A 26,508-nucleotide genomic window follows, 5' to 3' on the forward strand; every position below is an offset into this window, starting at 1 on the left:
AACGCTTTCCAAGCAAGATGCCAAGGGCCTCGCCGACTCGGCGAGGCCCTTGGTCGTCCGGCACGTAGATGATGTGAACCGACTCAGGCGTCGGTCACCGCCTCGGACACATCCGACACGATGAACGTCGCGTAACCACCGTCGATCGCTTCCCGGATAAGGGTTTGCAGGTTCGGCCGGCCGGTCGGATTCAGCAACTGCCTGACCGGCTTGCCCGGAATGTTGGATCCGTAGAAGTAGCTACTCTCCAGGAACGACGACAGATCGCCGCTACCGTCGATGGTGGCGGTCCACTCCTCCTCCGCCGCGGGATCAACCTCGACGACCGTACTCGCCCCGCCACGGACATGCTCGAGCACGTCCATCACGAAATCGACCTGATCGCCGGCGTAGCGCGGATTGTTCCCCAATGCGCCGTGTGGGCCTCCGGGGAAGAAGAAGTTGGGGAAACCCGCAGCGGCGACGCCGAGATAGGTGCGCGGACCGTCTTTCCAGTAGTCATGCAACTGCAGGCCGTTGCGCCCCTGCACGCCGAGGCGATTGAGTGCACCCGTGCCGAAGTCGTATCCGGTCGCCCAGATGATGATGTCGAACTCGCGCTGTCCGTCGGCCGTCTCGATGCCGTCTCGGGTGAGTCGGGTGATCGGTGTCTCCCGCAGCGAGACCAGGTGAACATTGGGCTTGTTGTACGCCTCGTAATACCGGGTTCCGAACGGAGGTCGGCGTCCCGCGTAGAGGTGATCAGACGGAATGAGCTTGTCCGCCAATGACTGATCGTCGATCAGCGCCCGAATCTTGCCTTCGAGGAACACACAGAATTCCTTGTTGACCTCCGGATTGAAAGTCATGTCGATGTAGTTCTGCGTGAGCTTCGAGAATCCCGGACGGTCCCACAACTGTTCGTAGAACGCCAGACGCTGCTCCTTTGTGTCCTCACTGGACTGGCGGTAATCCATCTCGTGCAGGAAGCCACTCGGCGACGTGTTGAGGGTCTCCCGAATCGACTCAAAGTTCGCTTTCAACTCCGCCTGTTCCTCGGCGGTGATCGGAGCGTTGTTCAGTGGGGTACACCAGTCCGGTGTGCGCTGGAAGACAGTGAGTGACTCGACGGTGTCGGCGATCGCGGGCACGATCTGCACACCGCTCGAGCCGGTGCCGATCAGTGCGACACGTTTGCCGGCGAAGTCCACCGGATCGTGCGGCCAGAGACCCGTGTGGTGTTGCTCGCCGGTGAAGTCGTCGCGTCCCGGGATGTCCGGGATGAACGGCACCGAGAGGATGCCGGTTGCCGCCACCACGAATTGAGCTGTGCGCACACCGCCTTGACCATCGGTGATCTCCCAGGTCCCGCGGTTCTCGTCGAACACCGCCGCGGTCACCTTGGTCGCGAACTCGATGTGCTTGCGCAGATCGAAGCGGTCGACCACGTAGTTGAAGTATCGCTCGATCTCGGGCTGGCCGGCGAAACGCTCCGACCACTCCCATTCCTCCCACAACTCCTTCGAGAACAGGTAGCCGTATGTATAGCTCTCGGAGTCGAACCGAGCTTCGGGGTAGCGGTTCCAGAACCACGTACCCCCCACACCGTCACCCGCTTCGAGCAGTCGCGCACTGAATCCGGCATCCAGGGCCCTATACAGCTGGTAGATGCCCGTCACGCCCGCACCAATGATCACGACGTCGTACTCGGGACCGGAATTCTCGGTCATCTGTGCTCCCATCTCTGGATTCTCGCGGCACGCCCGCCGTCGAAATTTGTTAGACCACTCAGTCGAACTAACTATGTCAGACTAAGGTGTGCTGTGACATAGATCAACGACTTTCGGCATATCAGCGCCGTCGGTACGCCGATTTCCCTGGGCGAGCGTCAGAACTCCTTGCTTGTACCGACCGATTGGTCTAATGTTCGAATCCGGTCAGCGCAACCCGATTGGAGACGACATTGACAACCAAGGATCTGCGGGCGCGCGGTCTCGACGCCATGCGACGAGCACTTCCCGGGGTTTTCCCAGACGGCGATATCGACCTGCTGGACGGCGGGATAGCCGATGACCTTCTCGAGCTCGGACTCACCAGCGTGTGGGGATCGTTGTGGGACCGCGAAGGCCTGAGTCCTCGGGACCGCAGCCTGGTGACGCTCAGCATCCTCATCGCGCTGGGCGCCGAATCCGAGATGCGTACGCATTTCGCGATCGGGCGGACCAACGGGCTCACCGACGATGAGATCTCCGAACTCATCTACCACGCAGCCGGTTACACCGGATTCCCAGCCGCCACGGCGGCACGCAATGCGGCACGAGCGGCACTCGACTCGTAGTCGTACACCTCGCGCATCACCACCAATCGATCGAAGGAGATCAACGATGTCGCTGGAAGGCAAGGTGGCCGTCGTGACCGGCGGAGGCCGCGGGATCGGTCAGGCCATCGCCACCGTCCTCGCCGCCAAAGGCGCAACCGTGGCGATCTGGGACCTCAACAAAGAGGGTGCCGATGCCACCGCTGCCGAGATCCGCGAGAATGGCGGGACCGCAATCGCTCTCGAGGCCGATATCGCGGACCGCGACTCGATTGCGGAGGCCGCGACGCGAACCCGCGCAGCAGTCGGGACGGTGAACATAGTGGTGAACAATGCCGGCATCACCGCCTACGAGCCGTTCGCCACCATGACCGAGGACGCGTGGGATCGGATGATCCGGGTGAACCTCAAAGGCACGTTCCTGGTCACCCAGGAGTTCATCGCCGAGATGCTCGACCAAGGCAAGGGCCGGATCGTCAACATCTCGTCCTCGTCCGCCCAGACAGGTGCACCGGCGATGGCACATTATGCCGCCTCCAAGGGTGGGGTCATCGGCTTCACCAAGGCCCTTGCCATGGAGTTTGCCGACAAGGGCATCACGGTGAACCATGTCCCACCGGGCTTCGTCGACACCCCGCTCGTACGAGAAGGACCGGTCGACGTGGAACAGGTCGCCACCATGATGCCCATGAAACGTGCCGGACAACCTGCCGATGTCGCGCACGCCGTGGCTTATCTGGCATCGGACGAGGCGGCCTATGTCACCGGCCAGACACTGAGCGTCAACGGTGGGCGTTACCTCTTCTGACAAGGATCTACTTCCACCACCCCACGTATCGCGATGGAGGGTGTCTTCCCAGCGGAAGACACCCTCCATCTGTCACCCACGGACGTTGCGGCGCAACACCGTCCGCGCGATCACGTTGCGCTGGATCTCGTTGGTGCCCTCACCGATCTCGAGCACCTTCGCATCGGCATAGAATCGCGAGATCGTCGACTCCCGAATGTATCCGTAGCCCCCGTGCACCTGCACGCTCGCGCTGGCCACCCGATTCGCCACCTCCGACGCATAGAGTTTCGCCATCGCCGCGGCCTCGCTGAAGTCCTCTCCGTTGTCGGCGAGCCACGCGGCCCGATACACCAACATTCGGGCGGCATCGACCTCGGTGGCCATCGTTGCGACGCTGTGCTGGACCGCCTGGAACTCACTCAGAGTCTTGCCGAACTGTTCACGTTCGCGGACATAGCCGATCGCGAGTTCCAGCGCCCGGCTCGCAAGCGACAGTGACAGTGCCGCAACGCTTATCCGCCCGCCATCGAGAACTGCCAGGAACTGCCGCAGGCCCTCGCCCTCCTCTCCGATCAGGTTCTCGTCGGGAATGAAGCAGTCTTCGAAGATCAGCTCCCGGGTGTCCATCGCATGCCATCCGAGTTTGCGCAGCTTGCGACCGACAGTGAATCCGGACGTGCCCGACGGTACGAAGAACGTGCCGAATCGCTTGCGCCCCTCCGACCCCCGCGATGTGGAGGCCAACACCGTGACACCCAGGGTGATATCGGTACCGGCGTTGGTGATGAACATCTTGGTGCCGTTGAGCACCCACCCACCGTCGACCGGTCTCGCATGTGTGCGCACCGCAGACGCATCCGAACCCGCCGACGGCTCGGTCAGCCCGAACGCGCCGATCGCCTCACCCCGTGCGAGGGGGCGCAGCCAGCGCTGCTTCTGCTCTTCGGTGCCGTAGGCAAGCAATGGCAGTGAGGCGATCGTCGAATGAGCATTCCAGGCAGCCGCGAACGATTGGTCCGCCGCGCCGATCGCCTCCATCGCGGCGACATAGGCGACGTACCCGACGTCGGCGCCCCCGTACCGCTCGGGGATCAGCAGTCCGGCCAGGTCCAACTGACCCAATTTCAGGAACGTCTCGCTCGGGAATCGCTCCTGCTCCGACCACTCCTGTGCGTACGGCTCGATTTCCTTCTCACCGAAGTCACGACAGAGCTTCTGCAGTTGTCGCGCGTCTTCGGGCAGGGAAAAGTCCATCGTCGCCCCTCTCTCGGCAGTATGACCAGTGGCGCGGCAGCCACTCACTCAGCCTTTAGTTTTTTCGACCAGTCGGTATAATATTGCTCCAGACGTCGACAACAGTCAACGCCGTCGCATAGATCGGAGAGTTGGAACACATCCATGACCACCGAAACATCGCCGGCCGCCACCGCACGCCGCGCACTCACCGAGGATCAGCAGATCGAGCTCTACCGACGGATGCAGACCATCCGCCTGTTCGAGCAGCGCGCGTCAACCCTCTACCGTGACAGCAAGATTCCTGGGTTTCTGCATCTCTCCATCGGTCAGGAGGCAACCGCGGTCGGTGCGTGCTGGCCACTGTCGGACTCCGACGTGATCACGTCGACGCATCGCGGCCACGGGCATTGCATCGCCAAGGGCCTCGAGGTCGGACCGATGTTCGCCGAGCTCATGGGCAAGGAGACCGGCACCTGCAAAGGCCGCGGTGGCTCGATGCACATCGCGGACCCGCGCCGTGGCATCTTCGGGGCCAACGGGATCGTCGGCGCAGGATTGCCGATCGCCGTCGGGGCCGGGACCGCGGCGACTCTTCGCCGGGACGGATCGGTGGTGGTGGCCTTCTTCGGAGACGGCGCAGTCGCGCAGGGTGTCTTCCACGAGTCGGTCAACCTCGCCGCGGTCTGGGATCTGCCGATCATCTTCTTCTGCGAGAACAACGGGTACGCCGAGTTCTCGCCGGCGTCCGATCAACACCGCGCCGACCTGCGTGCGCGTGCTGCCGGCTATGGCGTCGGATATGCCGAGGTCGACGGCAACAACGTCCTCGCCGTGGTCGATCTCCAGACCCGACTGGTCGACGACATCCGCAACGGCGCCTGCGGTCCGGTTATCGTCGATGCGTCGACCTACCGGTGGCATGGTCACTACGAAGGGGACCCGCAGAAGTATCGCGACGCCGACGAGATTGCCGAGTGGCAGAGGCGTGACCCGATCACGTTGCTGGGCGATCAACTCCGACATCGAGAACTCGGGATCCGTGTCGACACGATTGATGCCGAGATCGCCGAGAGCCTGGACAAAGCGGTCGTCGAGGCAACGAATGCACCGTATCCCGACCCGGCCACTGTGCTGGCGGACGTCTACGCACCACGCCCTACGATCGCCGAACCGCTGCGGCCCGCCGGCGGCCAGCTGAAGATGATGCACGCGATCACCAACGCGCTGACGCGAGAACTCGAAGACGACGACCGCGTGTTCGTCGCCGGCATCGACGTCGGGGCGGGCGGCAACGTCTTCGGTCTCACCCGCGGATTGGCCGAGCGATTCCCGGGACGTGTCCGTGACACGCCCATCTCCGAGAGCGCCATCATCGGCACCGCCGTGGGTGCCGCGATGGCAGGCATGAAACCCGTCGTCGAGATCATGTACCTGGATTTCATCGGCGTGTGCCTGGACCAGATCATGAACCAGGCAGCCAAGATGCGCTTCATGACCGGCGGCAACGCGTCGCTGCCGTTGGTGATCCGGACCCAGTTCGCCGCCGGGAAATCGTCCGGGAGTCAGCACTCCCAGAGTCTCGAGGCACTGCTCGCGCACATCCCCGGGCTGACGGTGGTGATGCCGTCCACGCCCGCTGATGCCTACGGACTCCTGCGTAGCGCCATCGCCGACCCCAATCCGGTCATCGTGATCGAGAATCGGCTGCTCTACGGAATGAAGGGCCCCGAACCCGCCACGGATCACCGGGTCCCGCTCGGTCGCGCCATCGTCCGTCGACCGGGCAGTGACGTCACTCTCGTCTCGTATTCGTCCTACGTCCATGATTGCCTCGCGGTTGCCGACCGTCTCGCCGATCGCGGCGTAGACGCAGAGGTCATCGACCTCCGGACGGTCTCGCCGCTCGATTTCGAGACGGTGCTGACTTCGTTGCAGAAGACCAACCGCCTGGTTGTGGTCCATCAGGCGACCCGCGACTTCGGCGTCGGCGCGGAGATCGCGGCTCGCGCAGTCAGCGAGGGCTTCTGGCACCTCGATGCACCGGTGGAGCGAGTGGCCGCGATGCAGTCCCCGGCACCGTATGCGCCCAACCTCGAACAGCTCTGGTTGCCCTCGCATGACGAGATCGAGGCAGCCGTAGAACGGGCGATGAACCCCGATCCGCTCAACCCTGCACCGGTTGCCGCGCGATGACCGGATCCGATACGACGACCGATTGTGTGCACGTCGAGATCGTCGGAAGCGTCGCCCGTCTCACTTTGTCACGGCCACCGGTGAACGCTTTCAACGCGCAGCTGGTGGGCCAACTCGACGATGCCGTTGCCGAGGTCGAGACGCGGGCAGATGTTCGGGTCGCGATCCTGACCGGGGCAGGGCGGTGCTTCGCGGCGGGCGCAGATCTCCATGAGATCGCCGATCTTTCCGTCGACGCGATGAGCTGGTGGAACCGGCGTCTCGAGCGCGCTGTCGACCGGGTCGCACGCCTTGGCATCCCCGTCATCGCGGCGGTGAACGGCCACGCGCTCGGCGGAGGATTCGAACTGGCGCTGGCCGCCGACTTCCGCTTCTTCTCGGCAGCCGCGACGGTCGGTTTGCCCGAGGTGACGCTCGGCATCGTGCCCGGCGCAGGCGGGATGAGCCGGTTGACCCGCATCGTCGGCGCCATGCGTGCCAAGGAGTTGATCATGAGCGGCCGCCGGCTGCGGCCCGAGGAGGCCGACGCCCTCGGCCTGGGCTGGCAGGCCGGCTCGCGTGGCGCACTCGCCGCTGCCGAGGAACTGGCCGAGACGCTGTCAGCCGCGCCGCAACCGGCGATCCGTGCCGTGAAGGAAGCGGTCGATCGTGCCACCGACAGCTCGCTACAGGCCTCGCTGGCCGCGGATCGTGCGGCGTTGACCGCGGTCTTCGCCACCGACGAGGCGCGCCGTGGCATCGTCGCGTTCCGCACGCCCTGACGGCGCCGCATCAGTCTCGGCGGACACGCACAGGTTAGTCTTGGACGACCGAACAGTCTGGAGTAGATCATGGGCAGACCACCAGGCCACAGCAAAGGCTACGAGGCCAAGAAGCAGGAGATCATCGACACCGCGGCCGCCCTGTTCGCCAAGAATGGCTATGCATCCACCGGAACCACCGAGCTCGGCGACGTCACCGGCCTTGCCAAGGGCGCGTTGTACTACTACATCAAGTCCAAAGAGAACCTACTTGTCGAGATCCAGGATCGTGTCCTCGAACCACTCCTGGAAGAGACCCGCGCCGCCCAGTCGGTCGACATCTCCGCAGCCGCGCGACTTCGGCTCATCTCCGAGATCCTGCTCAACATGATCTATGCCCGGCTCGATCACATCTGGGTCTACGAGCACGACTACCGCCATCTCAGCGGCAAGAACCTGAAGAAGTTCCTCGCCCGGCGCCACGAGTTCGAGATGATCATCGAGAGCATCATCGTCGAAGCGATGCGCGACGAGCAGTTCCTGCACTCGGATCCGCATCTGGCGATGTTGCAGTTCTTCAATCTGCACAACCACACCTACCAGTGGCTCAAACCGGGAACCACCCGCTGGACGGCAGAGGAGCTGTCCACCACCTACTGCCGCACCCTGTTCGGCGGCTTCGGGACACCAGGTCTCGACATCGATGCCGTCGAACGTGAAGTAGCGGCACACCACGAGGGAGCACAGGCCGCCGTCGGCGCCTGACCCGACCGGACGGCCACCTGCGCAGAACATTCCGCGGAATTCGACGACGAGAATTTCCGAACCTCTCGACTGACCGAAGCGCAGCGGTTAGACTTTTTTGTACCGACTGGTCGAACTATTGCGGTACGGCCGGCATCTGACAGACTTTGGGGTGAAGGCAATCATGGGCGAGCAACTCGAGGGCAAGACAGCGTTGATCACCGGCGCCGGAGGGGCGCTGGGCGCGGCGATCGCATCACGATTTGCTGATGAGTCGATCGCGAACCTCGTTCTTGTGGACATGACTCGTCACGCGGCCGAGCACACTCGTGCAGCGCTGCCGAGTTCGGTGAAGGCCGAATGCATCGCCGTCGACGTCACCGACGGACCGGCCGTGGAGGACGCCGTTCGGCAGACGGTCGAGACGTTCGGCGCACTTGATGTGTACGTGAACACCGCAGGTGTCGTCTCACCCAACGCACGCATTCACAACCTCGAGTTCGACGATTGGAATCGCACCCTTGCGGTGAACCTGAACGGAACCTTCAACGGTATTCGTGGCGTTGCACGTGTGCTCCGCAAGAAGGCCCCGGTCTCGATCGTCAACATCGCATCCGTCAGCGGCCTGACCGCATGGCCTTATGCGTCCGCCTACTGTGTGTCCAAAGCCGGCGTGCTGCACCTGACCCGCGTTGCCGCACTTGAGTATGCGAAAGAGGGCCTGCGGATCAACTCGGTGTCCCCGGGAACCTTCCCCACCGCAATTCACGCCGACCTGCCGGAGCAGGTCCTGGCCGATCTGGACGCCAAGCACCCCATGGGGTTGGGCACCCCCGGCGATATCGTCGGGGCGGTCACGTTCTTGGCCGGCGACGACTCCCGCTGGATGACCGGGCAGACGATCGTCGTCGACGGCGGATACTCGCTGCCCTGAACCGGGCCCGGACCCTCAGGAGGTCACACCGATGACCAGTTCAACCGCTCCCCGCGTGGTCTTGTCCACCCGGGAGGCCGCATACCTGCTGAAGTTCGCTCACCGATGGGCGAAGTTCGGGGGTCCACCTGACGACGAGATCTTCGTCGAGTTCGGCATGTCACGAGCGCGATATCAGCAGATCCTGCGTGCGCTGGCCGATCACGCACGTTCGGACCTCGCGTAACCTCGAATCCACGCACGACAAGGTAGGCCATGTACAACTTCGCATCCATCGTCGACCACAACGCCGAGGTCAGACCCGACACACTCGCCGTCACCGAAGGCGACCGGCGCGTCACCCACGCCGAGCTCCGTGACCGGGTGAATGCGCTGGCGACTGCTCTGTCGGACAACGGCATCCGGCGCGGGCAGATCATCGGCGTGTTGATGTACAACCACATCGAGTACCTCGACATCATGATGGCGGCCAACCGCCTCGGGGCCTCGATCGTGCCGTTGAATTATCGCCTGTCCCCGCAGGAATGGCGTTTCATCCTCGAGCACTCGGGCGCCGTCGCCATCCTCACCGAGGACGAGTTCGTCACCGCTGTCGATGAACTGCGCGCCGACCTGCCGGAGATGTCGCTGTATGTCACGGTCGACGAACCCGCCGGTCCCGAATGGGTGGCCTATCGCGACCTGGTGGCCCCGTACCACGGAGCGCGGTGTTCGCTCGTCGACGTCAATCCCGATGAACTGCAACGACTCATGTACACATCCGGCACCACGTCGCGGCCCAAGGGCGTTCAGATCTCGCACGAGAATCTCCTGTGGAAGAACTTCGCCCACATCCTCGAGTTCGGTCTGACCGAGAAGGATTCGACGCTCATCTGTGGTCCGATGTATCACGTGGGCGGAATGGACCTGCCGGGACTGGCAACTCTGCACGCCGGCGGCACCCTGCACATCGTGGTCAAGTTCGAGCCCACCACGGTGCTCACCGCGATCGAGTCACTGCGGCCCAGCGTCGTGTGGCTCGCGCCCGCCATGATGAACGCGCTGCTCCACGTACCCGATGTCCACACCCGCGACATGGCGTCGCTGCGCATCATCACCGGTGGCGGCGAGAAGATGCCGGAGCCGCTGTACGAGCACATCAGCAAGGTGTTCCCCACCACCTGGTTCGCCGACGCCTACGGTTTGACCGAGACCGTGTCCGGGGACTGCGTCAACGACGCCCAACACTCGCGGACGAAGCTCGGTTCTGTCGGTAGACCGATGCCACACACACAGATTCGTGTTGTAGCCGATGACGGGTCCGTCGCCGGCACCGACGAACTCGGCGAGATCGTCATCAAGGGCCCGAAGGTCACCCGCGGCTACTGGAAGGATCCCGAGGCGACCGCGAAAGCCATTCGCGACGGCTGGTTCCACACCGGCGACATCGGGCGCATCGACGCGGACGGCTACCTGTTCATCGAAGACCGCAAGAAGGACATGATCGTCTCCGGCGGTGAGAACATCGCGACACCGGAGGTGGAACGCGTCCTCTACGAGAACGACGATGTGATCGAGGCGGCAGTTCTCGGCGTGTCACACCCGAAGTGGGGAGAGGTCCCCAAGGCGTATGTGGTGCGGAAGGCGAACTCTTCCCTGACTGCCGCGGCGCTGCAGGACTTTGTTCGGGCGCGCCTTGCCAAGTACAAAGTGCCGGCCGAGATCGTCTTTGTCGACGCTCTCCCCCGGACTCCTTCGGGAAAGGTATTGAAACGAGTACTACGCGAACAGAAGTGACAGACGCCTGCATCGCGACGGTCGAGCAGTCCGGGCACATACGCGCGGGGGACGAGATCAGATCTCGTCCCCCGCGCGTTTGTGTGCCCTCCTGTACGCCGTGGGCGCTACCAGGCCACCGGTAGTTCGTAGATGCCGTAGGCGAGTGAATCCCCCTTGAATCGCAATGTTTCGAAGGGTGCGGCCAATCTCAGGTTCGGTACGCGACGGAACAAGGTGCCGAAGACAACCTCCAGCTCGATCCTCGCCAACTGCTGACCGATGCACTGGTGGGGACCCCAGCCGAACGCATGGTGGTGCCGCGCATCACGCGTGACGTCGAGCTTCTCCGGCTCCGGGAAAGCCGCGGGATCGAAGTTGGCGGCCGGCAACGGCGCAATGATGCCGTCCCCAGCACGGATCACCTCTCCCTCGAACTCGATGTCCTCCAGCGCAACCCGACGCTCGAGGAGGTGCGGAATCGTCAGGTATCGGAGCAGTTCCTCCACCGTCGCGGCCAACGGCTTACGCTCGGTCATGTCGCGCACCAGCGCGAGCTGATCAGGGTTCTGCAGGAGTACGGCAGCGCCCAGGGTGATCATGTTGGCACTGGTCTCGTGTCCCGCGATCAACAGGATCATCCCCAGCATCGAGGCCTCGGCAAGGTCGAGGTCGCCATTGGAGACGCGCTGGGCGAGATCGGAGATGACGTCCTCTTCGGGCTTGGCCATCTTGGCCTCGATGAGTTCTGTGACATAGCCACCCAACGTGCGCATCGCGATCCCGTTCTCCTCCGGTGTCACCTCCCTCGCGTTGGCAACCTTCGCGTGCTCCTGAAAGAAGTCGTGATCTTCGTACGGCACACCCAGGAGCTCGCAAATCATCAACGACGGCAACGGCAAGGACAATGCCTCAACCAGGTCGACGGGGTTCGGGCCGGCCAGCATCGCGTCGACCAGATCGTCGGTCTGCTGCTGAATGACCGGGCGGATCTTCTCCATCCGTCCGCGGGTGAACGAGTTCGTCAACATACGCCGCAGGCGTGCATGTTCCGGGCCGTCCGAGTCGAAGATCGTCTTGGGACGCTCGTGAATGGTCTCCGCTTGCGCCTGGGTCGGATGCGGGAAACCCGGGAGGTGATCGTTGGCACTGACTCGGGGTCGGACATGATCGTGCGTTGCCCCGCATGCGATGTCACCAGCCACGGAGTGCGGCCATCCCAGGTACGCACCCGCGAGAGCACCACACCGTCGGCGAGCAGCTCCCGGATTTCCGGAGCCGGCAGGAATGGGCACTTGGCGTCACGGGGGGTGGGATAGACGGGTACATCGTCGGACTCCACCGGCAACGTGGCTCCGCTTGTTCCTTCGGTCATGGTCATCTCCTTCGGTCGGGATCGGTGGTCATCACGTGCGCTGGGGCCGTGGTCGTTCGTCGATCGTCATTCTTCGACCACGATGGCCATGGCGGGGCACACCGCGGCTGCTTGCCGGACGTTCTCGGCCTCGTCGGCGGGCGGGTCCTGTGCCAGCAGGAACACGATGCCGTCCTCGTCACGCTGGTCGAACACGTCCGGTGCCGCCGCCACGCATTGCCCTGCCGCGACACATTTCACTTCGTCGATGGTGACTTTCATGTGCTTCCTCCTGAACTGATTGGCTGTTAAGCGAACTGCGGCTCGAGGTCATCGACGATGTCCTGCCGATGTAGCCGGGTCTGCTTGGGCATGTTGCAACCCAGTACACCGGTCACCCGGCCGTCGGTGCGGTAGGTCGCCACGAATCGTCTTGCCGAGGTGTCCCCTTCCACGATCTGCGGCGTGGCGTCGGAGCTGATTGCACCGTGCACCTGGATCTTGACGTCGAACTGATCGGTCCAGAAGTACGGAATCGGCTCGTAGTGATGCTCGATGCCCAGGATGTCGTCGGCGACCACTGCGGCCTGATCTGTGGCGTTCGTGCGGTTCTCCAGCCTGAAGTGGCGCCCAAGCGAATTGTGGTACCAGCGGGAGACATCCCCGACTGCGTAGATCGATTGTGCTGCTGCACAGTTCGAATTGCAGACCACACCGTTGTCGAGTGTGAGCCCGCTGTCGGCCAACCACGCGGTGGCCGGGACAGACCCGATGGAGACCACCACAGCTTCGGCCTCGAGGACCTCGCCGGTCTCCAACCGGACACCGCGCACCACGTTTGCCTCGTGCACGAGTTCGGCGACACCGACACCGAGTCGCAGCCGGACGCCGTTCTCGGTGTGCACATCGGCCAGCACCTGCGACGCCATGGTTCCGATCTGCAGTGACATCGGGCGTGGCTGCGGACCGGTCATCGTCACCTCGGCCCCCATCTTTCGCGCCGTCGCAGATACCTCTGCCCCCAACACGCCCTCACCCACCACGACGACCTTGGGCTGATCGAGCAGCCGCTGGCGCAGGTTCATCGAGTCCTCGAGGCTTCGCATGACGAAGACCCCATCCACCCCGGCCTGGCCGGAAAGCTCGCGGGGCCGAACCCCCGTTGCGATCACCACGGCATCGGCAACGAATTCGCGGCCCGACCGAGAAGTCACCCGACGCTCGGCCACATCCAGCGCAACCGCCTCCTCGCCGAGTACGAACTCGGCGTCGAGCTTGGCGATCATGTCGTCGCTGCGGAGTTGGGCACGGTCTGGGGTCCACACGCCCTCAAGGATCTGCTTGGAGAGCGGCGGACGATCGTAGGGCATGTGCGGCTCATCGCCGATGACGGTGATGTTGCCCGTGAACCCCTTGCGGCGCAACGCATCGACTGTCGACAGGCCGGAAGCGGATGCGCCCACGACGAGGACGCTCGTGACGGTCTTCATCGCAGCCTCCGGCGATGCGGCGAGGCCGCGCGGCGGCAGAGTGTTTCCTTCACACTGAACTCCCGTCTCGAAAAGAAGGTGAGGTCTACATCACAAAGTATATTAGACCAACTGGTCGGTACAAACAATATGCAATGTGGCCCGAAAAGCGGCGCGATCTCGCACGCTTCCCGGCACACGCACGTCAAGAGACCCCCGGCCTGGACCAGGGGTCTCTTCGCGTGTTGCGCGGCACCGATCAGCTGGGGCAACGTTCAGGCATTGGCAACTCCCGCAACCCGTGACGTGTCCACGTGCGTGTCGTGGGTGTCCACCAGATCGGCGGGCGGGCCTTCGATCCGTCGAACGGTACGCGGGATCAGGATCGCCGCCAGGGCCCCGAAGAGGCACACACCCGCGCCGATCCAGAACGCGACCGAGAAACCGTCGTCGGTGTAGAACGTGGCGCCATGCACCATCTCCTTCGGGATCGGCGCCATGTAGGAGTTGTTGAGCACGGCAAAGACGGCAACCGGGAGAATAGCGGCGACAACATTCTGCGCGACGTTCACAACACTGGCAGAGGTGGCCTGCATTTGCGGCGGGACCGCCTCGATCAGCAGGTTCGGAACTGATGAATAGGCAAAGCCCATACCGAGTCCCGCGACTCCGGCGAAGAACATGAGCATCGGCTTCGAGCTGTGCGACGCACCGACGAGCAGGAAGCCCAGTGCCATGAGGCTGAGACCGGAGATCATCAGCAGTCGAGGCCGGAGCCCCCTCGCAACCAGGTTGCCCGCGACGATGCCGCCGATGACCACGCAGGCCGCATTCGGAACCATGAACAATGCGTAGGCTTCGGCATCGATCCCGAAGCCGTACCCCAGACCCAGGAGGGCCGGCGTCATGACCAACATCGGCAACAGCACCGAGAACAAGGCGCTACAACCGTATGCGACACCGGAACCGAATGCGGTGAGACCGATCGCCCGATTGCGCAGAATCGCCAGTTCGATCAGCGGTTCGCGAATCACCGTCGCCGAGAAGAGCCAGGCGGCCAGCAACGCGATACCGGCAACCAGATAGCCGAGGGTTGCTCCGTCGGTCCAGCCCCAGGTGGGCCCAAAGCTGACTGCCACGAGCACACCGGCGATTCCACCGCCCAGGAGGGCTGCACCGACCAGGTCGAGGCGAGACCGTAGCCGCACAGCGGACTCGGTGGTCGACACCATGATCAGGACTCCGCAGGTGATCAAGCCGATGACGAAGAACCAGAAGATGCTGCGGAAGCCGAAATTGTCGATGAGCCAGCCCGACAGGAACGGCGACGGCACCGCGACAAGACCGAGCCCGCTGGTGATGATGCTGACCGACACCGCAGTGATCTTCTCCGGGAACACATCTCGAACAAGTGAGTACCCGAGGAAGACACACGGGGCGAGCACGCCGCTGAGTGCACGGCCCATGATCATCGTCGAGTAGTTGGGTGCGATCGCGCAGATCAGTGATCCGACTGCGGCAAGCGACATGGCGATCAACAACAGCTTTCGCTTGCCGTACATGTCGGCGAGCTTGCCGAGAATCGGCCCCGAGATCGCACCGACGAGCAGGAAGGCCGTCAACATCCATGCGCCCTGGGCGGTTTGGTAATGCGCAGCGATCTGCGGAAGTGCCACCGAGACCATCGCGTAACTGACCGCAAGGATCTCGAGGGTCATCACGATGGAGAACAGCGAGAGACGAGTCTGGGTGTCCATCCACTGCCGGCGCTACTTCGGGCATGGGTGGGTTCCGACGCAAGAGACATGGGCATCCTTACGGGTGGTACCTGACGCGGGATCGCCTGGTCAGGCATGTGGAGGTGTGAGAGAAGATCGCCACGTCCTCGTGGCGCTGTCCTGCAGGAACTCCAGTAATTTAGCTCACTTGGTAAACCTTGTGTACCTTGGATCACAATAAACTAGTGACCTGCATCACACCCCCGGCCTCTGGGGACCGAGGCGCCAGCCACGCACTCCCCACCGGTCCCTGAGGAGCGCGGCGCTAGCCGAGCACTCCCCCACCGATCCCTGAGGAGCGAGGCGCTAGCCGAGCGCTTTCTCCAGATCCCTGAGGAGTGAGTGAGGCGCTAGCCGAGCGTCACGAAGGGCCACCTCACCCGAACTCCCCTGCCAACACCGCCGCGCATCACACCCGCGTTGCACTGCAGACAAACGCAAAACGTCCGTGCACTCGGATGATCAATCAACCGTGTGCACGGACGTTCGCTGAAAGCGTGTACCAGTCACACCCCGGCGTTCGCGTCCTGCTTCTTCTTCAGTTCCAACGCGATATCGATGAGCTGATCCTCCTGCCCGCCGACGAGTTTGCGGTTGCCGGCCTCGATCAGGATGTCGGCGGCGGACACGTTGTAGCGCTCGGCATGCCCCTCGGCGTGCTTGAGGAACGAGCTGTAACAGCCCGCGTACCCCATCATCATCGACGACCGATCCACCAGACATTCCGACGGCATCGCCGGACGCACCACATCCTGGGCGGCATCGGCGATCTTCATGAAGTCCACGCCGGTGGTGATGCCCAGCTTGTCGCATACCCCCACGAAGGCTTCCGTGGGCGTATTGCCCGCGCCGGCACCGAAGCGGCGGATCGACCCGTCGATCTGCTGCGCACCGGCACGAATCGCGTTGATGGAGTTGGCCACCGCGATGTCGAGGTTCTCATGCCCGTGGAAACCGATCTGCGCGTCATCACCGAGCTCGGCCCGCAGCGCCTGCACCCGATAGGTCACGTCCTCGAGCACCAACGCGCCCGCCGAGTCCACGACGTACACACACTGACAACCGGCGTCCGCCATGATCCGGGCCTGCTGCGCCAACTTCTCCGGCGGCTGGGAGTGGCTCATCATCAGAAAGCCGACGGTCTCCAACCCGAGGTCGCGCGCCAGCCCGAAATGCTGGATCGACACATCGGCCTCGGTGCAGTGGGTGGCGATCCGACAGATCTGACCGCCATTGTCCTGTGCCGCGCGGATGTCGTCCTTGGTGCCGAGGCCGGGCAGCATCAGGAACGCGATCTTGGCCTGCTTCGCAGTTTCGGCGGCCGCCTTGATCAGTTGCTGCTCCGGCGTCTTGGAGAATCCGTAGTTGAACGACGACCCACCCAGTCCGTCTCCGTGGGTCACCTCGATCACCGGCACACCGGACGCATCGAGCGCCGCGACGATGTCACGCACCTCCTGCTCGGTGAACTGATGGCGCTTGTGGTGGCTGCCATCGCGCAACGACGAGTCGGTGATCCGGATGTCGAGGGCGTCGGAGTACTTGCGGGCGTTCGCCATCAGGTCAGTGGCTGTGCTCATGCGGTGGCTCCCAACTTGGTCTTCGCGATCTCTTCGCCCACCTTGGTGGCGGCGGCGGTCATGATGTCCAGGTTGCCGGCGTACGGCGGGAGGAAATCGCCGGCGCCTTCGACCTCGACGAAGATCGACACGCGAGCGTGCCCGCCGTTGATCACACTCGGCGGATCGAACTGTGGATCCTGAAGCAGCCGATAGCCGGGCACATACGCCTGGATCTCTTTCTCCCGCTGATGGATCGACTCGGCGATGGCGTCGGTGTCCGCATCAGCCGGGATCGCGCAGAAGATGGTGTCGCGCATGATCATCGGCGGATCGGCCGGGTTGAGAATGATGATCGCCTTGCCGCGGTCGGCCCCACCGATGGTTTCCACCCCCTTTGACGTGGTCCGGGTGAACTCGTCGATGTTGGCGCGGGTTCCGGGGCCGGCCGACACCGAGGCCACCGACGCGACGATCTCCGCGTATGGCACCGGCACCACCGACGACACGGCATGCACCATCGGGATGGTGGCCTGCCCGCCACAGGTGATCATGTTGGTGTTCGGCGCATCCAGATGCTCACGCAGGTTCGCCGGCGGCACCACCGCAGGCCCTACCGCGGCGGGCGTGAGGTCGACCGCTGTGATCCCGGCGGCCTCGTATTTGGGTGCGTATTCGCGATGGACGTAGGCAGACGTGGCCTCGAAGATGAGATCGGGCTTCTCCGACGAGCCCAACAACTCATCAGCACCACCACTCATGGTGATCAGTCCACGATCAGCGGCCCGCTTCATCCCCTCGGAGTCGGCGTCGATACCGACCATCCATCGGGGCTCGATCACCTCGGAACGGTGCAGCTTGTACATCAGATCGGTGCCGATGTTGCCCGACCCGATGATCGCTGCGGTCAGCTTCGCTGTCATATACAACTCCTCTCGTTGGTTACGTCCCGGTTCCTGAGGAGGCCCGGAGCTTGCGAACGGCCGTGCCCCGGTTCCTGAGGAGGCCCGGAGCTTGCGGAGGGCCGTGCCCCGGTTCCTGAGGAGGCCCGGAGCTTGCGGAGGGCCGTGCCCCGGTTCCTGAGGAGGCCCGGAGCTTGCGGAGGGCCGTCACGAAGGACCCTTCGTGACGCTCGCAAGCTCGCTCCTCAGGGACCGAAAGCACGCGACGCTCGCAAGCTCGCTCCTCAGGGACCGAAAGCACGTGACGCTCGCAAGCTCCCTCCTCAGGGACCGAAAAGACTGCTAGTCGAAGTCGAGAGTGACCGAGCCGAGCCCGGCGAACTCGGCAACGAAGTGATCCCCCGAACTGATGTCGATCGCCCGCGTCGCGGTACCGGGCAGGATCACATCACCCTTACGCAACCGCACCCCGAAGCTCTCCACCTTGCGCGCCAACCACGACACGGCGTTGAGCGGGTGGCCGAGCACCGCCGACGAGTTGCCCTTCGCGACGATCTCCCCATTACGGTGCAGCACCGCGTCGATGTCGCCGGTGTCGATCTCGCTGATCGGGACACGCTGCTCCCCCAGAATCCAGCCGCACGACGACGCATTGTCGGCGATCGTGTCGCACAGGGTGATCTTCCAATCCTTGATGCGTGAGTCGATGAGCTCGATCGACGGCACCACCCATTCGACCGCCTCGATCACGTCCTCGTTGGTGCAGCCCGCGCCGGGCAGGTCTTTGCCCAGGATGAACCCGACCTCCACCTCGACGCGAGGAAAGCACAGTTTCTTGGCGTCGATGGGCGTGGACTCGAAGTACTGCATCTCGTCGAGCAGATGGCCGTAGTCAGGCTCGTCGACGTTCATCATCTTCTGCATCGCCTCGGATGCCAGCCCCACCTTGTGCCCAGCGACCTTGGCCCCCGCGTCGAGGCGCTTGCGAATGTTGATCAGCTGGATCTCGTAGGCGTCGACGACATCGAGGTCAGAGTACGAATCGGTCGGACGGTCGACGGCGACCGCGGTCCGCTCCGCGTTCCACAGATCGGCAGCGATCTGCTCACGAACTGCCCGGTCGACTGCCACTTCGACTCCTTCTCGGTAGAGTGAACGTGTTCTAGTTTAGAACATGTTGCAGATTGGCGACATGCCCCTGGGTCAGGCGTGTGAGCCACCGTCGATGCGAACCTCGGTTCCGGTGATGAAGGCTGCGTCCTCGCTCGCGAGCATGGCGACCACGCCGGCAACCGTCTCCGGCGGCGCAAACCCACCGCCGAACAACAGCGGTGCGGGAAACAGCGAGAAGTCGGCGTCTTCGGGCAATCCAGGTCCGACGCTCTGCGCGCTGGCCCCGCTACCGTCGGTCATGCCCGACGAGATGGAGCCCGGCTGGACCGCAGTGAACCGGATGCCGACCTTCCCGTACTCGGAGGCCAACGCGTGCGTCATCGCCTGGATGCCACCCTTGCTCGCGGCGTAGGCGGCCATGTACGGGTGCGCGAAGGCGGCGGACGTGGAGCTGAAGTTCACGACCGCCGGCGACGTACCCTGTCGTAGCGCCGGGATGGCTTCGCGGATCATCAGGAACGTGCCGGTCAGGTTGATGCGGATGACCGACTCGAACTGCTCCAGTGACAGCTCATGGGTGTGGGCGGACCGCAGTATTCCCGCGGCATTGACCAGGACGTCGAGTCCGCCGAGGCCCTCGACCGCGGCCGCGACGCCCGCACGGACCGACGCTTCGTCGGCGACGTTGACCACGATCGTCGTCAGCTTCGACGATGCCCCCGCCTTGCTCTTGGTGTCGGCGAGACCGGCCTCGCTGATGTCGGCCGCGACGACGTCGGCACCTTCGTCGAGCATCCGCAGCACGGTGGCCTGACCGATCCCGGATCCGCCACCGGTGATCAGAACTCGTCGTCCGGTGTATCGCTGCATCGCGGTTCTCCTCGCTGTACTCGCCGCCATACTTATCGCCGGCGTCTGGGGTCACTACCCCAGCGATACCACCAGACGTCCCGCTCGCGGCGGGAATTCGCACCCGCTGAGCGGGAAGACGGAAATCGCCGTCCGCTGAACGGGAGACCGCGCCTCCCGACCGGCCCGGCCCGACGACCATCGACATCGTCACGCCAGTACGTCTGGAGAGTTGGAGGTCTCGATGCTGGATCACAGGACACATGGTCAATCACCATCGGAAGCAGAAGAATTCAGGACGATCGAGGCGGCGGCCGCGCCGACCCGCTTCGCCCGGGGCTGGCACTGTCTCGGACTGCTCGACACGTTCCGCGACGGCCAACCGCACGAGGTGAAGGCATTCGGCACCACGCTGGTGGTCTTCGGAGCCCAGGAGACGGGAAAGCTCCATATCCTCGATGCGTACTGCCGACACATGGGCGGCAACCTCGCGCTCGGCACCATCAAGGGAAACTCGATCGCCTGTCCCTTCCATGACTGGCGATGGGGCGGCAACGGCCGGTGCACCGACATCCCCTACGCCAAACGGGTACCACCGGTGGCCAAGACGCGCTCCTGGCCGACGCTGGAGCGAAACGGCCAACTCTTCGTGTGGCATGACCCGCAGGGCAGCAAACCCACTGACGACGTGACGATTCCGGTCATCGAAGGCTTCGGCAGCCCGGAGTGGACCGACTGGACATGGAACTCGATCCTGGTCGAGGGGTCGCATTGCCGCGAGATCGTCGACAACGTGGTGGACATGGCGCACTTCTTCTACGTGCACTACGCGTTCCCGCGGTATTTCAAGAACGTCTTCGAAGGCCACACCGCGACCCAGTACATGCGGTCCACTCCGCGCCACGACATCGAGGTCGGCACCAACTACGACGACCCGAACTCGACCCTGCGGTCCGACGCCTCCTATTTCGGCCCGTCGTACATGATCGACTGGCTGTGGAGCGAGGCGCAGGGCATGACCATCGAAACCGTCCTGATCAACTGCCATTATCCGGTGACGTCGAATTCCTTTGTGCTGCAGTACGGCGCGATGGTCAAGAAGCCTGAGGGCATGTCCGACGAGATGGCGTCCGGGATGGCCGCACAGTTCGCCCAGGGCGTCGAGATGGGCTTCGAGCAGGACATCGAGATCTGGAAGAACAAGGCGCCCATCGACAATCCGCTGCTCTCGGAGGAGGACGGCCCGGTGTACCAGTTGCGCCGCTGGTACGAACAGTTCTACGTCGACGTCGAGGACGTCACCGACGACATGACCAACCGGTTCGAGTTCGAGATCGACACCGAACGCGCAGTGCAGAGCTGGGAGGCCGAGGTCGCGCAGAACATCGCCGATGGCACGACGCTGCAAGCCCACACCTGACGTCGCCGCAGTTCCTGACGAGCCCCCGGCCCTGAGGCGAAGCGTCACCCTCTCGGTCCCTGAGGAGCGAGGCGCTAGCCGAGCGTCACCCCACTCGCCCCCTGAGGAGCCTCGCAGGGAACGAGCGAAGCGTCACCCCCTTCGGTCCCTGAGGAGCCTCGCGAGGAACGAGCGAAGCGTCACGAAGGGCGCCCCTTCGTGACGATCCTCCGCTAGCGCTCCGGATCTCCTCAGGGATCGGGATGACAACTTCCCGCTAGCGCTCCGGATCTCCTCAGGGATCGGGGAGACTCCGGATCTCGTGAGGGATCGGGATGACAACTGCCGCTAGCGCTCCGGATCTCCTCAGGGATCGGGATGAACCCACCACCCACCGAGAAAGCGAGAAAGACATCATGAACGAAGCACTCGAGAACATCACCGCACTGGCCGAGGAGATCCGCGGCCAAGCCGACGAGGCCGAACGACTCGGCCAACTACCCGACGAGACCGCCAAGAAGCTCAAGGCGGCGGGTCCGATCCGCCTGCTGCAGCCCAAGAAGTACGGCGGCTACGAAGCCCATCCCCGTGAGTTCGCCGAGACGGTGATGGCCGCCGCCGCCCTCGACGGCGCGACCGGCTGGGTGTGCGGCATCGTCGGCGTTCACCCGTGGCAGCTCGCCTTCGCCGATCCCCGCGTGCAGGAGGAGGTCTGGGGCACCGACGGCGACACCTGGATGGCCTCGCCGTACGCACCGACCGGGATCGCCGTGCCCGTCGACGGCGGCTACATCTTCAACGGCCGCTGGCAGTTCAGCTCGGGCACCGATCACTGCGACTGGATCTTCCTCGGCGCGATGCTCGGCACCGCGGAGGGCGACATGGCCCTGCCGCCGACCATGCTGCACATGATCCTGCCGCGCAGCGATTACCAGATCGTCGACGACTCGTGGAACGTCGTGGGCCTCAAGGGCACCGGCTCCAAGGACATCATCGTCAAGGACGCCTTCGTCCCCGACTACCGCGTGATGAACGGCGATCACGTCATCGACGGCACAGCGCAGCGCGAGTATGGCGTCACCGATACTCTCTACAAGATGCCCTGGTCGAACATGTTCCCGCTGGGCATCTCGTCGGCGGTGATCGGGATCGCCGAGGGCGCGCTCGCCGCACATCTCGACTATCAGCGCGATCGGGTTGGCGCACAGGGCACCGCGATCAAGGACGATCCCTACGTGCTGTTCGCGGTGGGCGAGGCCGCCGCCGACATCAATGCAGCCCGCCAGGAGTTGCTGGCCACCGTGGACACGATGTGGGACATCGTCGATGCCGGCAACGAGGTGTCGTTCGAACAGCGGGCGGCGGGCCGGCGCACCCAGGTGCGTGCTGCCTGGCGTGCGGTGATGGCGGTGGATCAGATCTTCGCGCGTTCCGGCGGCAACGCACTGCGGATGGACAAGCCGCTGCAGCGGTTCTGGCGCGACGCGCATGCCGGCCTCAATCACGCGATCCACGTGCCCAGCACCGTCTACCACGCCTCGGCGCTCAGCTCACTCGGCGTCGAGCCGCCGGAGGCGCTGCAGAAGATGATCTGATCGCCCGCACCCCAATCCGCCACGACACACCATCATCATCATCATCGACAGAGGAATCGACATGACAGAGATCAAGGGTCTCGGCTACATCAAGATCCAGACCAATGACATCGCACGGTGGCGCACCTTCGCCTTCGACGTGCTCGGCTTTGCCGAGGGCAGCGGACCCGACGAGGACGCGCTGTATCTGCGGATGGACGAACGCGCCGCACGCATCGTCATCGTCCCCGGCGAGACCGACGAGGTCGTCGACATCGGCTGGGAAGTGCGCGACGGTGCGACACTCGCGCGGGTGCAGGCGACCCTGGAGCGGGCCGGCGTCGCGGTGAAGCCACTGTCGATCGAGGAGGCCGAGTCACGTCGGGTCGAGGAGGTCATCTCCTTCACCGATCCGACGGGCGCCACTGTGGAGATCTTCCACGGCCCCGTGCTGGACCACAGTCCGATCGTCACGCCGTTCGGCGCGCAGTTTGTGACCGGCGCCCAGGGCCTGGGCCACGTCGTGCTCCCGACGACCGATCCCGTCGGCGCGTTCGACTTCTACACCGAGGTGCTCGGCTTCCTGCCGCGCGGCGCGATGCGACTGCCCGCGCCGCCCGAGTTCGGCCCGATGCGCATCCGCTTCCTGGGCGTCAACGAGCGCCATCACAGCCTCGCGCTGTGCCCCGCTCCGCACGGTGGCGCGCCCGGACTCATCCACGTGATGGTCGAGGTGGACTCCCTCGATGCCGTCGGCCAGGCGCTGGACCGCGTCGTCAAGGACGGCTTCGCGGTGTCGTCGACGCTGGGCCGCCACACCAACGACAAGATGGTCTCGTTCTACGTCCGGGCACCCGGTGGCTGGGACATCGAGTTCGGTACCGAGGGCATGAAGGTCGACGAGGCTCACTACACGGCCGAGGAGATCACCGCCGACAGCTACTGGGGTCACGACTGGTCGGGCAGCGAACCGCTCGCCGCGATGTAGTCGGCAGCCCGCGGTACGGGAGCGTCTCACCCACTCGGGTGGGGCGCTCCCCGTCGTTCACCGGCCAGGGACTTGATGTGACGGCGAGCACAACGTATATTCCTAATCGGCATATACCTACTAGGCATATTGCTCCTCCCTTCGTCAGCCCCATGGAGGTGCTCATGACCATCAACATCGACTCCACCACCCCTAACGCGGTGCTGGACCGCGCTTCACTCGTGCTCGACGCGTTCGACGGGCCGGGCCGACTCACCCTCGCCCAGATAGTTCGACGCACCGGCCTGCCGAGGTCGTCGGCACACCGCATCCTGGAGAGCCTCGTGCATCTGCGCTGGTTGCGACGGCAGGGTCGCGACTACGAACTCGGCATCCGGTTGATGGAACTCGGTTCGATCGCCGTCCATCAGGATCGACTGCACGCAGCCGCGATGCCCTACCTGCACGAACTGCATCGCGCGACCGGATTCGTGGTCCACCTTGCGATTCTCGACGGACCCGACGTGGTCTACCTGGAGAAGATCGGTGGCGCTCTGGCCGCATCGGTGCCGACCCGGGTGGGCTCACGTCAGCCCGCCCACTGCACCGCCGTCGGCAAAGCGATCCTGGCATTCACCGACTCTCGCGACTGTGTTGGTCGTGGCGAACCGTTGGCCCAGAAGACGAGATACTCGATCTCGAGTACCACGCGCCTCGACACCGAGCTCGCGAAGGTGCGCGCGTACGGAGTGGCCTACGAGCGCGAGGAGTCATTGGCCGGTATCGGTTGTGTCGCAGCGCCGATCGGGGAGATCGACGACGCCGTGGCCGCGGTGTCGGTGTGCGGGCCGGCCGATCGGATGACGTTCGACCATCGGTTGGCCGCACCCGTGCGGATGACGGCGCTGGGCATCTGGCGCAACCTCGAGAGCGGCTCTGCCCGAGTGGTTCCCACACTGCAACGTCGTCATCAGCTGCGGATGGGACCGGTGAACGGCTCGCTCGGCATGACCCCGATGCCGGTGGCGCGATGATCGATCCCGAGGTCGCGGCCATCCTGCCCCTGCTCAACGACGGATTCCCACGTGTCGAGGATATGACCGGCGCGCAGGCACGGGCCGCGATACGCGCACGGCTGCAGCCCAACTCCGATCCCATCCCGGTCGCCTCGGTCCGCGACCGCAGGATTCCCGGACCGGCCGGCGACATCCCCGCACGCATCTACCATCCCCTCGACCCGTTCCCCGCGGAGCGCGCCACCCTCGTCGTCTTCGCCCACGGCGGCGGATTCGTGTTCTGCGACCTGGACACTCACGACGACCTGTGCCGATCGATCGCGAACGGAACCGGTGCGGTCGTCGTGTCGGTGGACTACCGGCGCGCACCCGAGCACCCCTGGCCCGGTGCAGCACATGACGTCCACGCCGTCGCGAAATGGGCAGCCGAACACGCCGACGAGCTCGGCGCGGACGCGGCCCGGCTGGTGGTCGCCGGTGACAGCGCCGGCGGGAATCTCGCCGCCGTCACCGCGATCCTCGCCCGCGATTCCGCGGGCCCTCGCATTCGCGCGCAGGTCCTGCTCTACCCGGTGATATCCGCAGACTTCACCACCGAATCCCATGTGCGCTTCGGCGAGGGCCACTACAACACCACGAGCGCGATGAAGTGGTACTGGGACCAGTATGTTCCGACGTTCGAGGACCGGTCACACCCCCATGCGTCACCGGCTCATGCTGACCTCGCGGACCTGCCGCCGACCATCATCGTGACCGCAGGGCACGACTCGCTTTGGTCCGAAGGTGCCGCCTTCGCAACAGCACTCGAGGCCGAAGGCGTGCCGATCATTCATCGTGACCATCCGGGCGCCATCCACGGGTTCATGACGATGCCATCGCTACAGTTGTGTGCGCGTGCCCGAACTCAGACCTGTTCTGACATCCGCACTCTCGTGGAGTGAGGGGTAGTCGGCGCTTCGATGCCGCTGAGAGGTTCGGAATCGTTGTCGCTCCCTCGTTGCGTATCCGCTCCCTCGATCGAAGGAGCAGATACGCAATGAGGGAGCGACAACTCGCAAGCTCGTTACTCAGGGGCTGGTGGGGCGAAGATCAGTCGTCGTGCTCACTGGCCTGGACCTGCTGCTCCACCTCACGCCAATGACCCGGCCGCGGCTTGGGGAACGTCTCGCCGGCCGACGCACCGGAACGGAAAACCTTTTCTGCAGAATCGATCTCGTCCATCAGTTGGAGCGCCAACTCCCGTTCGCTGGCGTAATAGCGCTCCGCCCACCGCATCGCGATCCGTGCGTAGGCCCATGCCGGCTCGGCCTCGGCCGCGTCCGCGTCGATCGAGACCCGGTGCTGCAGTTCGTCCATCCGTGCCACGTGCTCGGCCAACATCGCTTTCAGCTTCTCCGGCGTGCTCAGATGCCCGAACGCCGCCCGCAGCACCACACCGTGTTTGAGCATCGGCGGGTCGACGGGGGCATCCAGTGCCCAGATCCGCACCGCTCGACGTCCGGAATCGGTGATCTTGTAGACGCGTCGGTTGCGGCCACCTTCCCCGTCGGCCATCCACGAGGTGGCGTATCCGTGCTGCTCAATCCGCTTGAGCTCGGAATAGACCTGGCTGAACGAGGGACTCCAATAGTAGTGCCGAAGACTCCAGTCCGCCCACTTCTTGATGTCGTAACCGGACACCTCTTCCTCGTAGGCAAGCATGCAGAGAATCGCCCAGGAGGTCGGAGGGAGATTGGGCAGCTCCTCGAATCGAGACGGTACCGAGGTCACGGCCACATGTTACCAACCGCAAACCCGTGACCTGCGAACACAATCTCACCGGACTCCCCACTGACCGGGA

Annotated in this window: 22 protein-coding genes and 2 pseudogenes; 13 read left to right on the forward strand and 11 right to left on the reverse strand. The window is 64.2% G+C overall.

What is annotated here, in order from left to right; all coding sequences use genetic code 11:
- Positions 1-83: 83 nt before the first annotated feature.
- Entirely contained in the window at positions 84-1,709 is a 1,626-nt protein-coding gene (locus AC4AMJ_RS19620) for a flavin-containing monooxygenase (protein ID WP_489914133.1), read from the reverse strand.
- Positions 1,710-1,942: 233 nt separating this feature from the next.
- Here AC4AMJ_RS19620 and AC4AMJ_RS19625 point away from each other — a divergent pair, with 233 nt between their 5' ends.
- Both AC4AMJ_RS19625 and AC4AMJ_RS19630 read left to right on the forward strand, forming a co-directional pair.
- Entirely contained in the window at positions 1,943-2,317 is a 375-nt protein-coding gene (locus AC4AMJ_RS19625) for a carboxymuconolactone decarboxylase family protein (RefSeq protein ID WP_489914135.1), read from the forward strand.
- Between the two features lie 46 nt (positions 2,318-2,363).
- Entirely contained in the window at positions 2,364-3,104 is a 741-nt protein-coding gene (locus AC4AMJ_RS19630; RefSeq protein WP_489914137.1) for an SDR family oxidoreductase, read from the forward strand.
- 72 nt (positions 3,105-3,176) lie between these two features.
- Here AC4AMJ_RS19630 and AC4AMJ_RS19635 read toward each other — a convergent pair whose 3' ends face one another.
- Entirely contained in the window at positions 3,177-4,340 is a 1,164-nt protein-coding gene (locus tag AC4AMJ_RS19635) for an acyl-CoA dehydrogenase family protein (protein ID WP_489914139.1), read from the reverse strand.
- Between the two features lie 144 nt (positions 4,341-4,484).
- Here AC4AMJ_RS19635 and AC4AMJ_RS19640 point away from each other — a divergent pair, with 144 nt between their 5' ends.
- The 6 genes from AC4AMJ_RS19640 to AC4AMJ_RS19665 all read left to right on the forward strand — a co-directional run bounded on the left by AC4AMJ_RS19640 (position 4,485) and on the right by AC4AMJ_RS19665 (position 10,709).
- The gene (locus AC4AMJ_RS19640; protein ID WP_489914141.1) at positions 4,485-6,515 is read left to right on the forward strand and encodes an alpha-ketoacid dehydrogenase subunit alpha/beta; all 2,031 of its coding nucleotides are present in this window, start codon (positions 4,485-4,487) and stop codon (positions 6,513-6,515) included.
- A complete protein-coding gene (locus tag AC4AMJ_RS19645) occupies positions 6,512-7,276 on the forward strand; it encodes an enoyl-CoA hydratase/isomerase family protein (protein WP_489914143.1) in 765 nt (254 codons plus the stop codon). Before AC4AMJ_RS19640 ends, AC4AMJ_RS19645 begins: the two co-directional genes overlap by 4 nt.
- A 69-nt stretch (positions 7,277-7,345) precedes the next feature.
- Complete coding sequence (locus AC4AMJ_RS19650) at positions 7,346-8,020, forward strand: TetR-type transcription factor C-terminal domain-containing protein (protein ID WP_489914145.1); 675 nt, start codon at positions 7,346-7,348, stop codon at positions 8,018-8,020.
- A gap of 151 nt (positions 8,021-8,171) precedes the next feature.
- Entirely contained in the window at positions 8,172-8,933 is a 762-nt protein-coding gene (locus tag AC4AMJ_RS19655) for an SDR family NAD(P)-dependent oxidoreductase (protein ID WP_197718232.1), read from the forward strand.
- Positions 8,934-8,964: 31 nt separating this feature from the next.
- Positions 8,965-9,159: a DUF3263 domain-containing protein gene (locus tag AC4AMJ_RS19660; protein WP_124708547.1), complete on the forward strand. Its 195-nt coding sequence runs from the start codon at positions 8,965-8,967 to the stop codon at positions 9,157-9,159.
- 29 nt (positions 9,160-9,188) lie between these two features.
- Positions 9,189-10,709 (forward strand): acyl-CoA synthetase, encoded by a 1,521-nt coding sequence (locus AC4AMJ_RS19665; RefSeq protein WP_489914148.1) that lies wholly within the window; start codon positions 9,189-9,191, stop codon positions 10,707-10,709.
- 107 nt (positions 10,710-10,816) lie between these two features.
- On the opposite strand, the pseudogene AC4AMJ_RS19670 reads toward AC4AMJ_RS19665, so the two are convergent.
- From AC4AMJ_RS19670 to AC4AMJ_RS19705, 8 genes and pseudogenes are all read right to left on the reverse strand, one after another.
- Positions 10,817-12,063: pseudogene (locus tag AC4AMJ_RS19670) on the reverse strand (cytochrome P450).
- A gap of 66 nt (positions 12,064-12,129) precedes the next feature.
- The gene (locus tag AC4AMJ_RS19675) at positions 12,130-12,324 is read right to left on the reverse strand and encodes a ferredoxin (protein ID WP_489914150.1); all 195 of its coding nucleotides are present in this window, start codon (positions 12,322-12,324) and stop codon (positions 12,130-12,132) included.
- Between the two features lie 26 nt (positions 12,325-12,350).
- Positions 12,351-13,532 carry an NAD(P)/FAD-dependent oxidoreductase gene (locus AC4AMJ_RS19680; protein WP_489914152.1) on the reverse strand — a complete coding sequence of 394 codons (1,182 nt, stop codon included), beginning with the start codon at positions 13,530-13,532 and terminating at the stop codon, positions 12,351-12,353.
- A gap of 254 nt (positions 13,533-13,786) precedes the next feature.
- Positions 13,787-15,318: pseudogene (locus AC4AMJ_RS19685) on the reverse strand (MFS transporter).
- 477 nt (positions 15,319-15,795) lie between these two features.
- Positions 15,796-16,869, reverse strand: coding sequence for a 4-hydroxy-2-oxovalerate aldolase (dmpG, locus tag AC4AMJ_RS19690; RefSeq protein ID WP_489914154.1), 1,074 nt, complete (start codon positions 16,867-16,869; stop codon positions 15,796-15,798).
- Entirely contained in the window at positions 16,866-17,771 is a 906-nt protein-coding gene (locus AC4AMJ_RS19695) for an acetaldehyde dehydrogenase (acetylating) (protein ID WP_489914156.1), read from the reverse strand. Before AC4AMJ_RS19695 ends, dmpG begins: the two co-directional genes overlap by 4 nt.
- A 321-nt stretch (positions 17,772-18,092) precedes the next feature.
- Complete coding sequence (locus tag AC4AMJ_RS19700) at positions 18,093-18,881, reverse strand: 2-keto-4-pentenoate hydratase (RefSeq protein WP_489914158.1); 789 nt, start codon at positions 18,879-18,881, stop codon at positions 18,093-18,095.
- A gap of 72 nt (positions 18,882-18,953) precedes the next feature.
- Positions 18,954-19,733 (reverse strand): SDR family NAD(P)-dependent oxidoreductase, encoded by a 780-nt coding sequence (locus AC4AMJ_RS19705; protein WP_489914160.1) that lies wholly within the window; start codon positions 19,731-19,733, stop codon positions 18,954-18,956.
- Between the two features lie 223 nt (positions 19,734-19,956).
- On the opposite strand from AC4AMJ_RS19705, the gene AC4AMJ_RS19710 reads away from it, so the two are divergent.
- The 5 genes from AC4AMJ_RS19710 to AC4AMJ_RS19730 all read left to right on the forward strand — a co-directional run bounded on the left by AC4AMJ_RS19710 (position 19,957) and on the right by AC4AMJ_RS19730 (position 25,609).
- Entirely contained in the window at positions 19,957-21,132 is a 1,176-nt protein-coding gene (locus AC4AMJ_RS19710; protein ID WP_489914162.1) for a 3-ketosteroid-9-alpha-monooxygenase, oxygenase component, read from the forward strand.
- A 395-nt stretch (positions 21,133-21,527) separates the two neighbouring features.
- On the forward strand, positions 21,528-22,706 hold the full coding sequence (locus AC4AMJ_RS19715) for an acyl-CoA dehydrogenase family protein (protein WP_489914164.1): 1,179 nt from the start codon (positions 21,528-21,530) through the stop codon (positions 22,704-22,706).
- Positions 22,707-22,767: 61 nt separating this feature from the next.
- Positions 22,768-23,673, forward strand: coding sequence for a biphenyl-2,3-diol 1,2-dioxygenase (bphC, locus tag AC4AMJ_RS19720; protein ID WP_489914166.1), 906 nt, complete (start codon positions 22,768-22,770; stop codon positions 23,671-23,673).
- Positions 23,674-23,837: 164 nt separating this feature from the next.
- Positions 23,838-24,686 carry an IclR family transcriptional regulator gene (locus tag AC4AMJ_RS19725; RefSeq protein WP_489914168.1) on the forward strand — a complete coding sequence of 283 codons (849 nt, stop codon included), beginning with the start codon at positions 23,838-23,840 and terminating at the stop codon, positions 24,684-24,686.
- Positions 24,683-25,609, forward strand: coding sequence for an alpha/beta hydrolase (locus tag AC4AMJ_RS19730; protein WP_489914170.1), 927 nt, complete (start codon positions 24,683-24,685; stop codon positions 25,607-25,609). The genes AC4AMJ_RS19725 and AC4AMJ_RS19730 overlap by 4 nt, the downstream gene beginning before the upstream one ends.
- 148 nt (positions 25,610-25,757) lie before the next feature.
- Here the strand turns inward: AC4AMJ_RS19730 and AC4AMJ_RS19735 are convergent, their stop codons facing one another.
- A complete protein-coding gene (locus AC4AMJ_RS19735; RefSeq protein ID WP_489914172.1) occupies positions 25,758-26,438 on the reverse strand; it encodes a PadR family transcriptional regulator in 681 nt (226 codons plus the stop codon).
- Positions 26,439-26,508 lie beyond the last annotated feature (70 nt).

This window comes from Gordonia sp. LMA484 (genome assembly GCF_058129505.1).

Bases quoted from the DNA above. Each gene is read 5' to 3' on its own strand.
- AC4AMJ_RS19620 (WP_489914133.1), bottom strand. From the start codon at position 1,709: ATGACCGAGAATTCCGGTCCCGAGTACGACGTCGTGATCATTGGTGCG.
- AC4AMJ_RS19630 (WP_489914137.1), top strand. From the start codon at position 2,364: ATGTCGCTGGAAGGCAAGGTGGCCGTCGTGACCGGCGGAGGCCGCGGG.
- AC4AMJ_RS19635 (WP_489914139.1), bottom strand. From the start codon at position 4,340: ATGGACTTTTCCCTGCCCGAAGACGCGCGACAACTGCAGAAGCTCTGT.
- AC4AMJ_RS19640 (WP_489914141.1), top strand. From the start codon at position 4,485: ATGACCACCGAAACATCGCCGGCCGCCACCGCACGCCGCGCACTCACC.
- AC4AMJ_RS19645 (WP_489914143.1), top strand. From the start codon at position 6,512: ATGACCGGATCCGATACGACGACCGATTGTGTGCACGTCGAGATCGTC.
- AC4AMJ_RS19650 (WP_489914145.1), top strand. From the start codon at position 7,346: ATGGGCAGACCACCAGGCCACAGCAAAGGCTACGAGGCCAAGAAGCAG.
- AC4AMJ_RS19660 (WP_124708547.1), top strand. From the start codon at position 8,965: ATGACCAGTTCAACCGCTCCCCGCGTGGTCTTGTCCACCCGGGAGGCC.
- AC4AMJ_RS19665 (WP_489914148.1), top strand. From the start codon at position 9,189: ATGTACAACTTCGCATCCATCGTCGACCACAACGCCGAGGTCAGACCC.
- AC4AMJ_RS19675 (WP_489914150.1), bottom strand. From the start codon at position 12,324: ATGAAAGTCACCATCGACGAAGTGAAATGTGTCGCGGCAGGGCAATGC.
- AC4AMJ_RS19680 (WP_489914152.1), bottom strand. From the start codon at position 13,532: ATGAAGACCGTCACGAGCGTCCTCGTCGTGGGCGCATCCGCTTCCGGC.
- dmpG (WP_489914154.1), bottom strand. From the start codon at position 16,869: ATGAGCACAGCCACTGACCTGATGGCGAACGCCCGCAAGTACTCCGAC.
- AC4AMJ_RS19695 (WP_489914156.1), bottom strand. From the start codon at position 17,771: ATGACAGCGAAGCTGACCGCAGCGATCATCGGGTCGGGCAACATCGGC.
- AC4AMJ_RS19705 (WP_489914160.1), bottom strand. From the start codon at position 19,733: ATGCAGCGATACACCGGACGACGAGTTCTGATCACCGGTGGCGGATCC.
- AC4AMJ_RS19710 (WP_489914162.1), top strand. From the start codon at position 19,957: ATGCTGGATCACAGGACACATGGTCAATCACCATCGGAAGCAGAAGAA.
- AC4AMJ_RS19715 (WP_489914164.1), top strand. From the start codon at position 21,528: ATGAACGAAGCACTCGAGAACATCACCGCACTGGCCGAGGAGATCCGC.
- bphC (WP_489914166.1), top strand. From the start codon at position 22,768: ATGACAGAGATCAAGGGTCTCGGCTACATCAAGATCCAGACCAATGAC.
- AC4AMJ_RS19725 (WP_489914168.1), top strand. From the start codon at position 23,838: ATGACCATCAACATCGACTCCACCACCCCTAACGCGGTGCTGGACCGC.
- AC4AMJ_RS19730 (WP_489914170.1), top strand. From the start codon at position 24,683: ATGATCGATCCCGAGGTCGCGGCCATCCTGCCCCTGCTCAACGACGGA.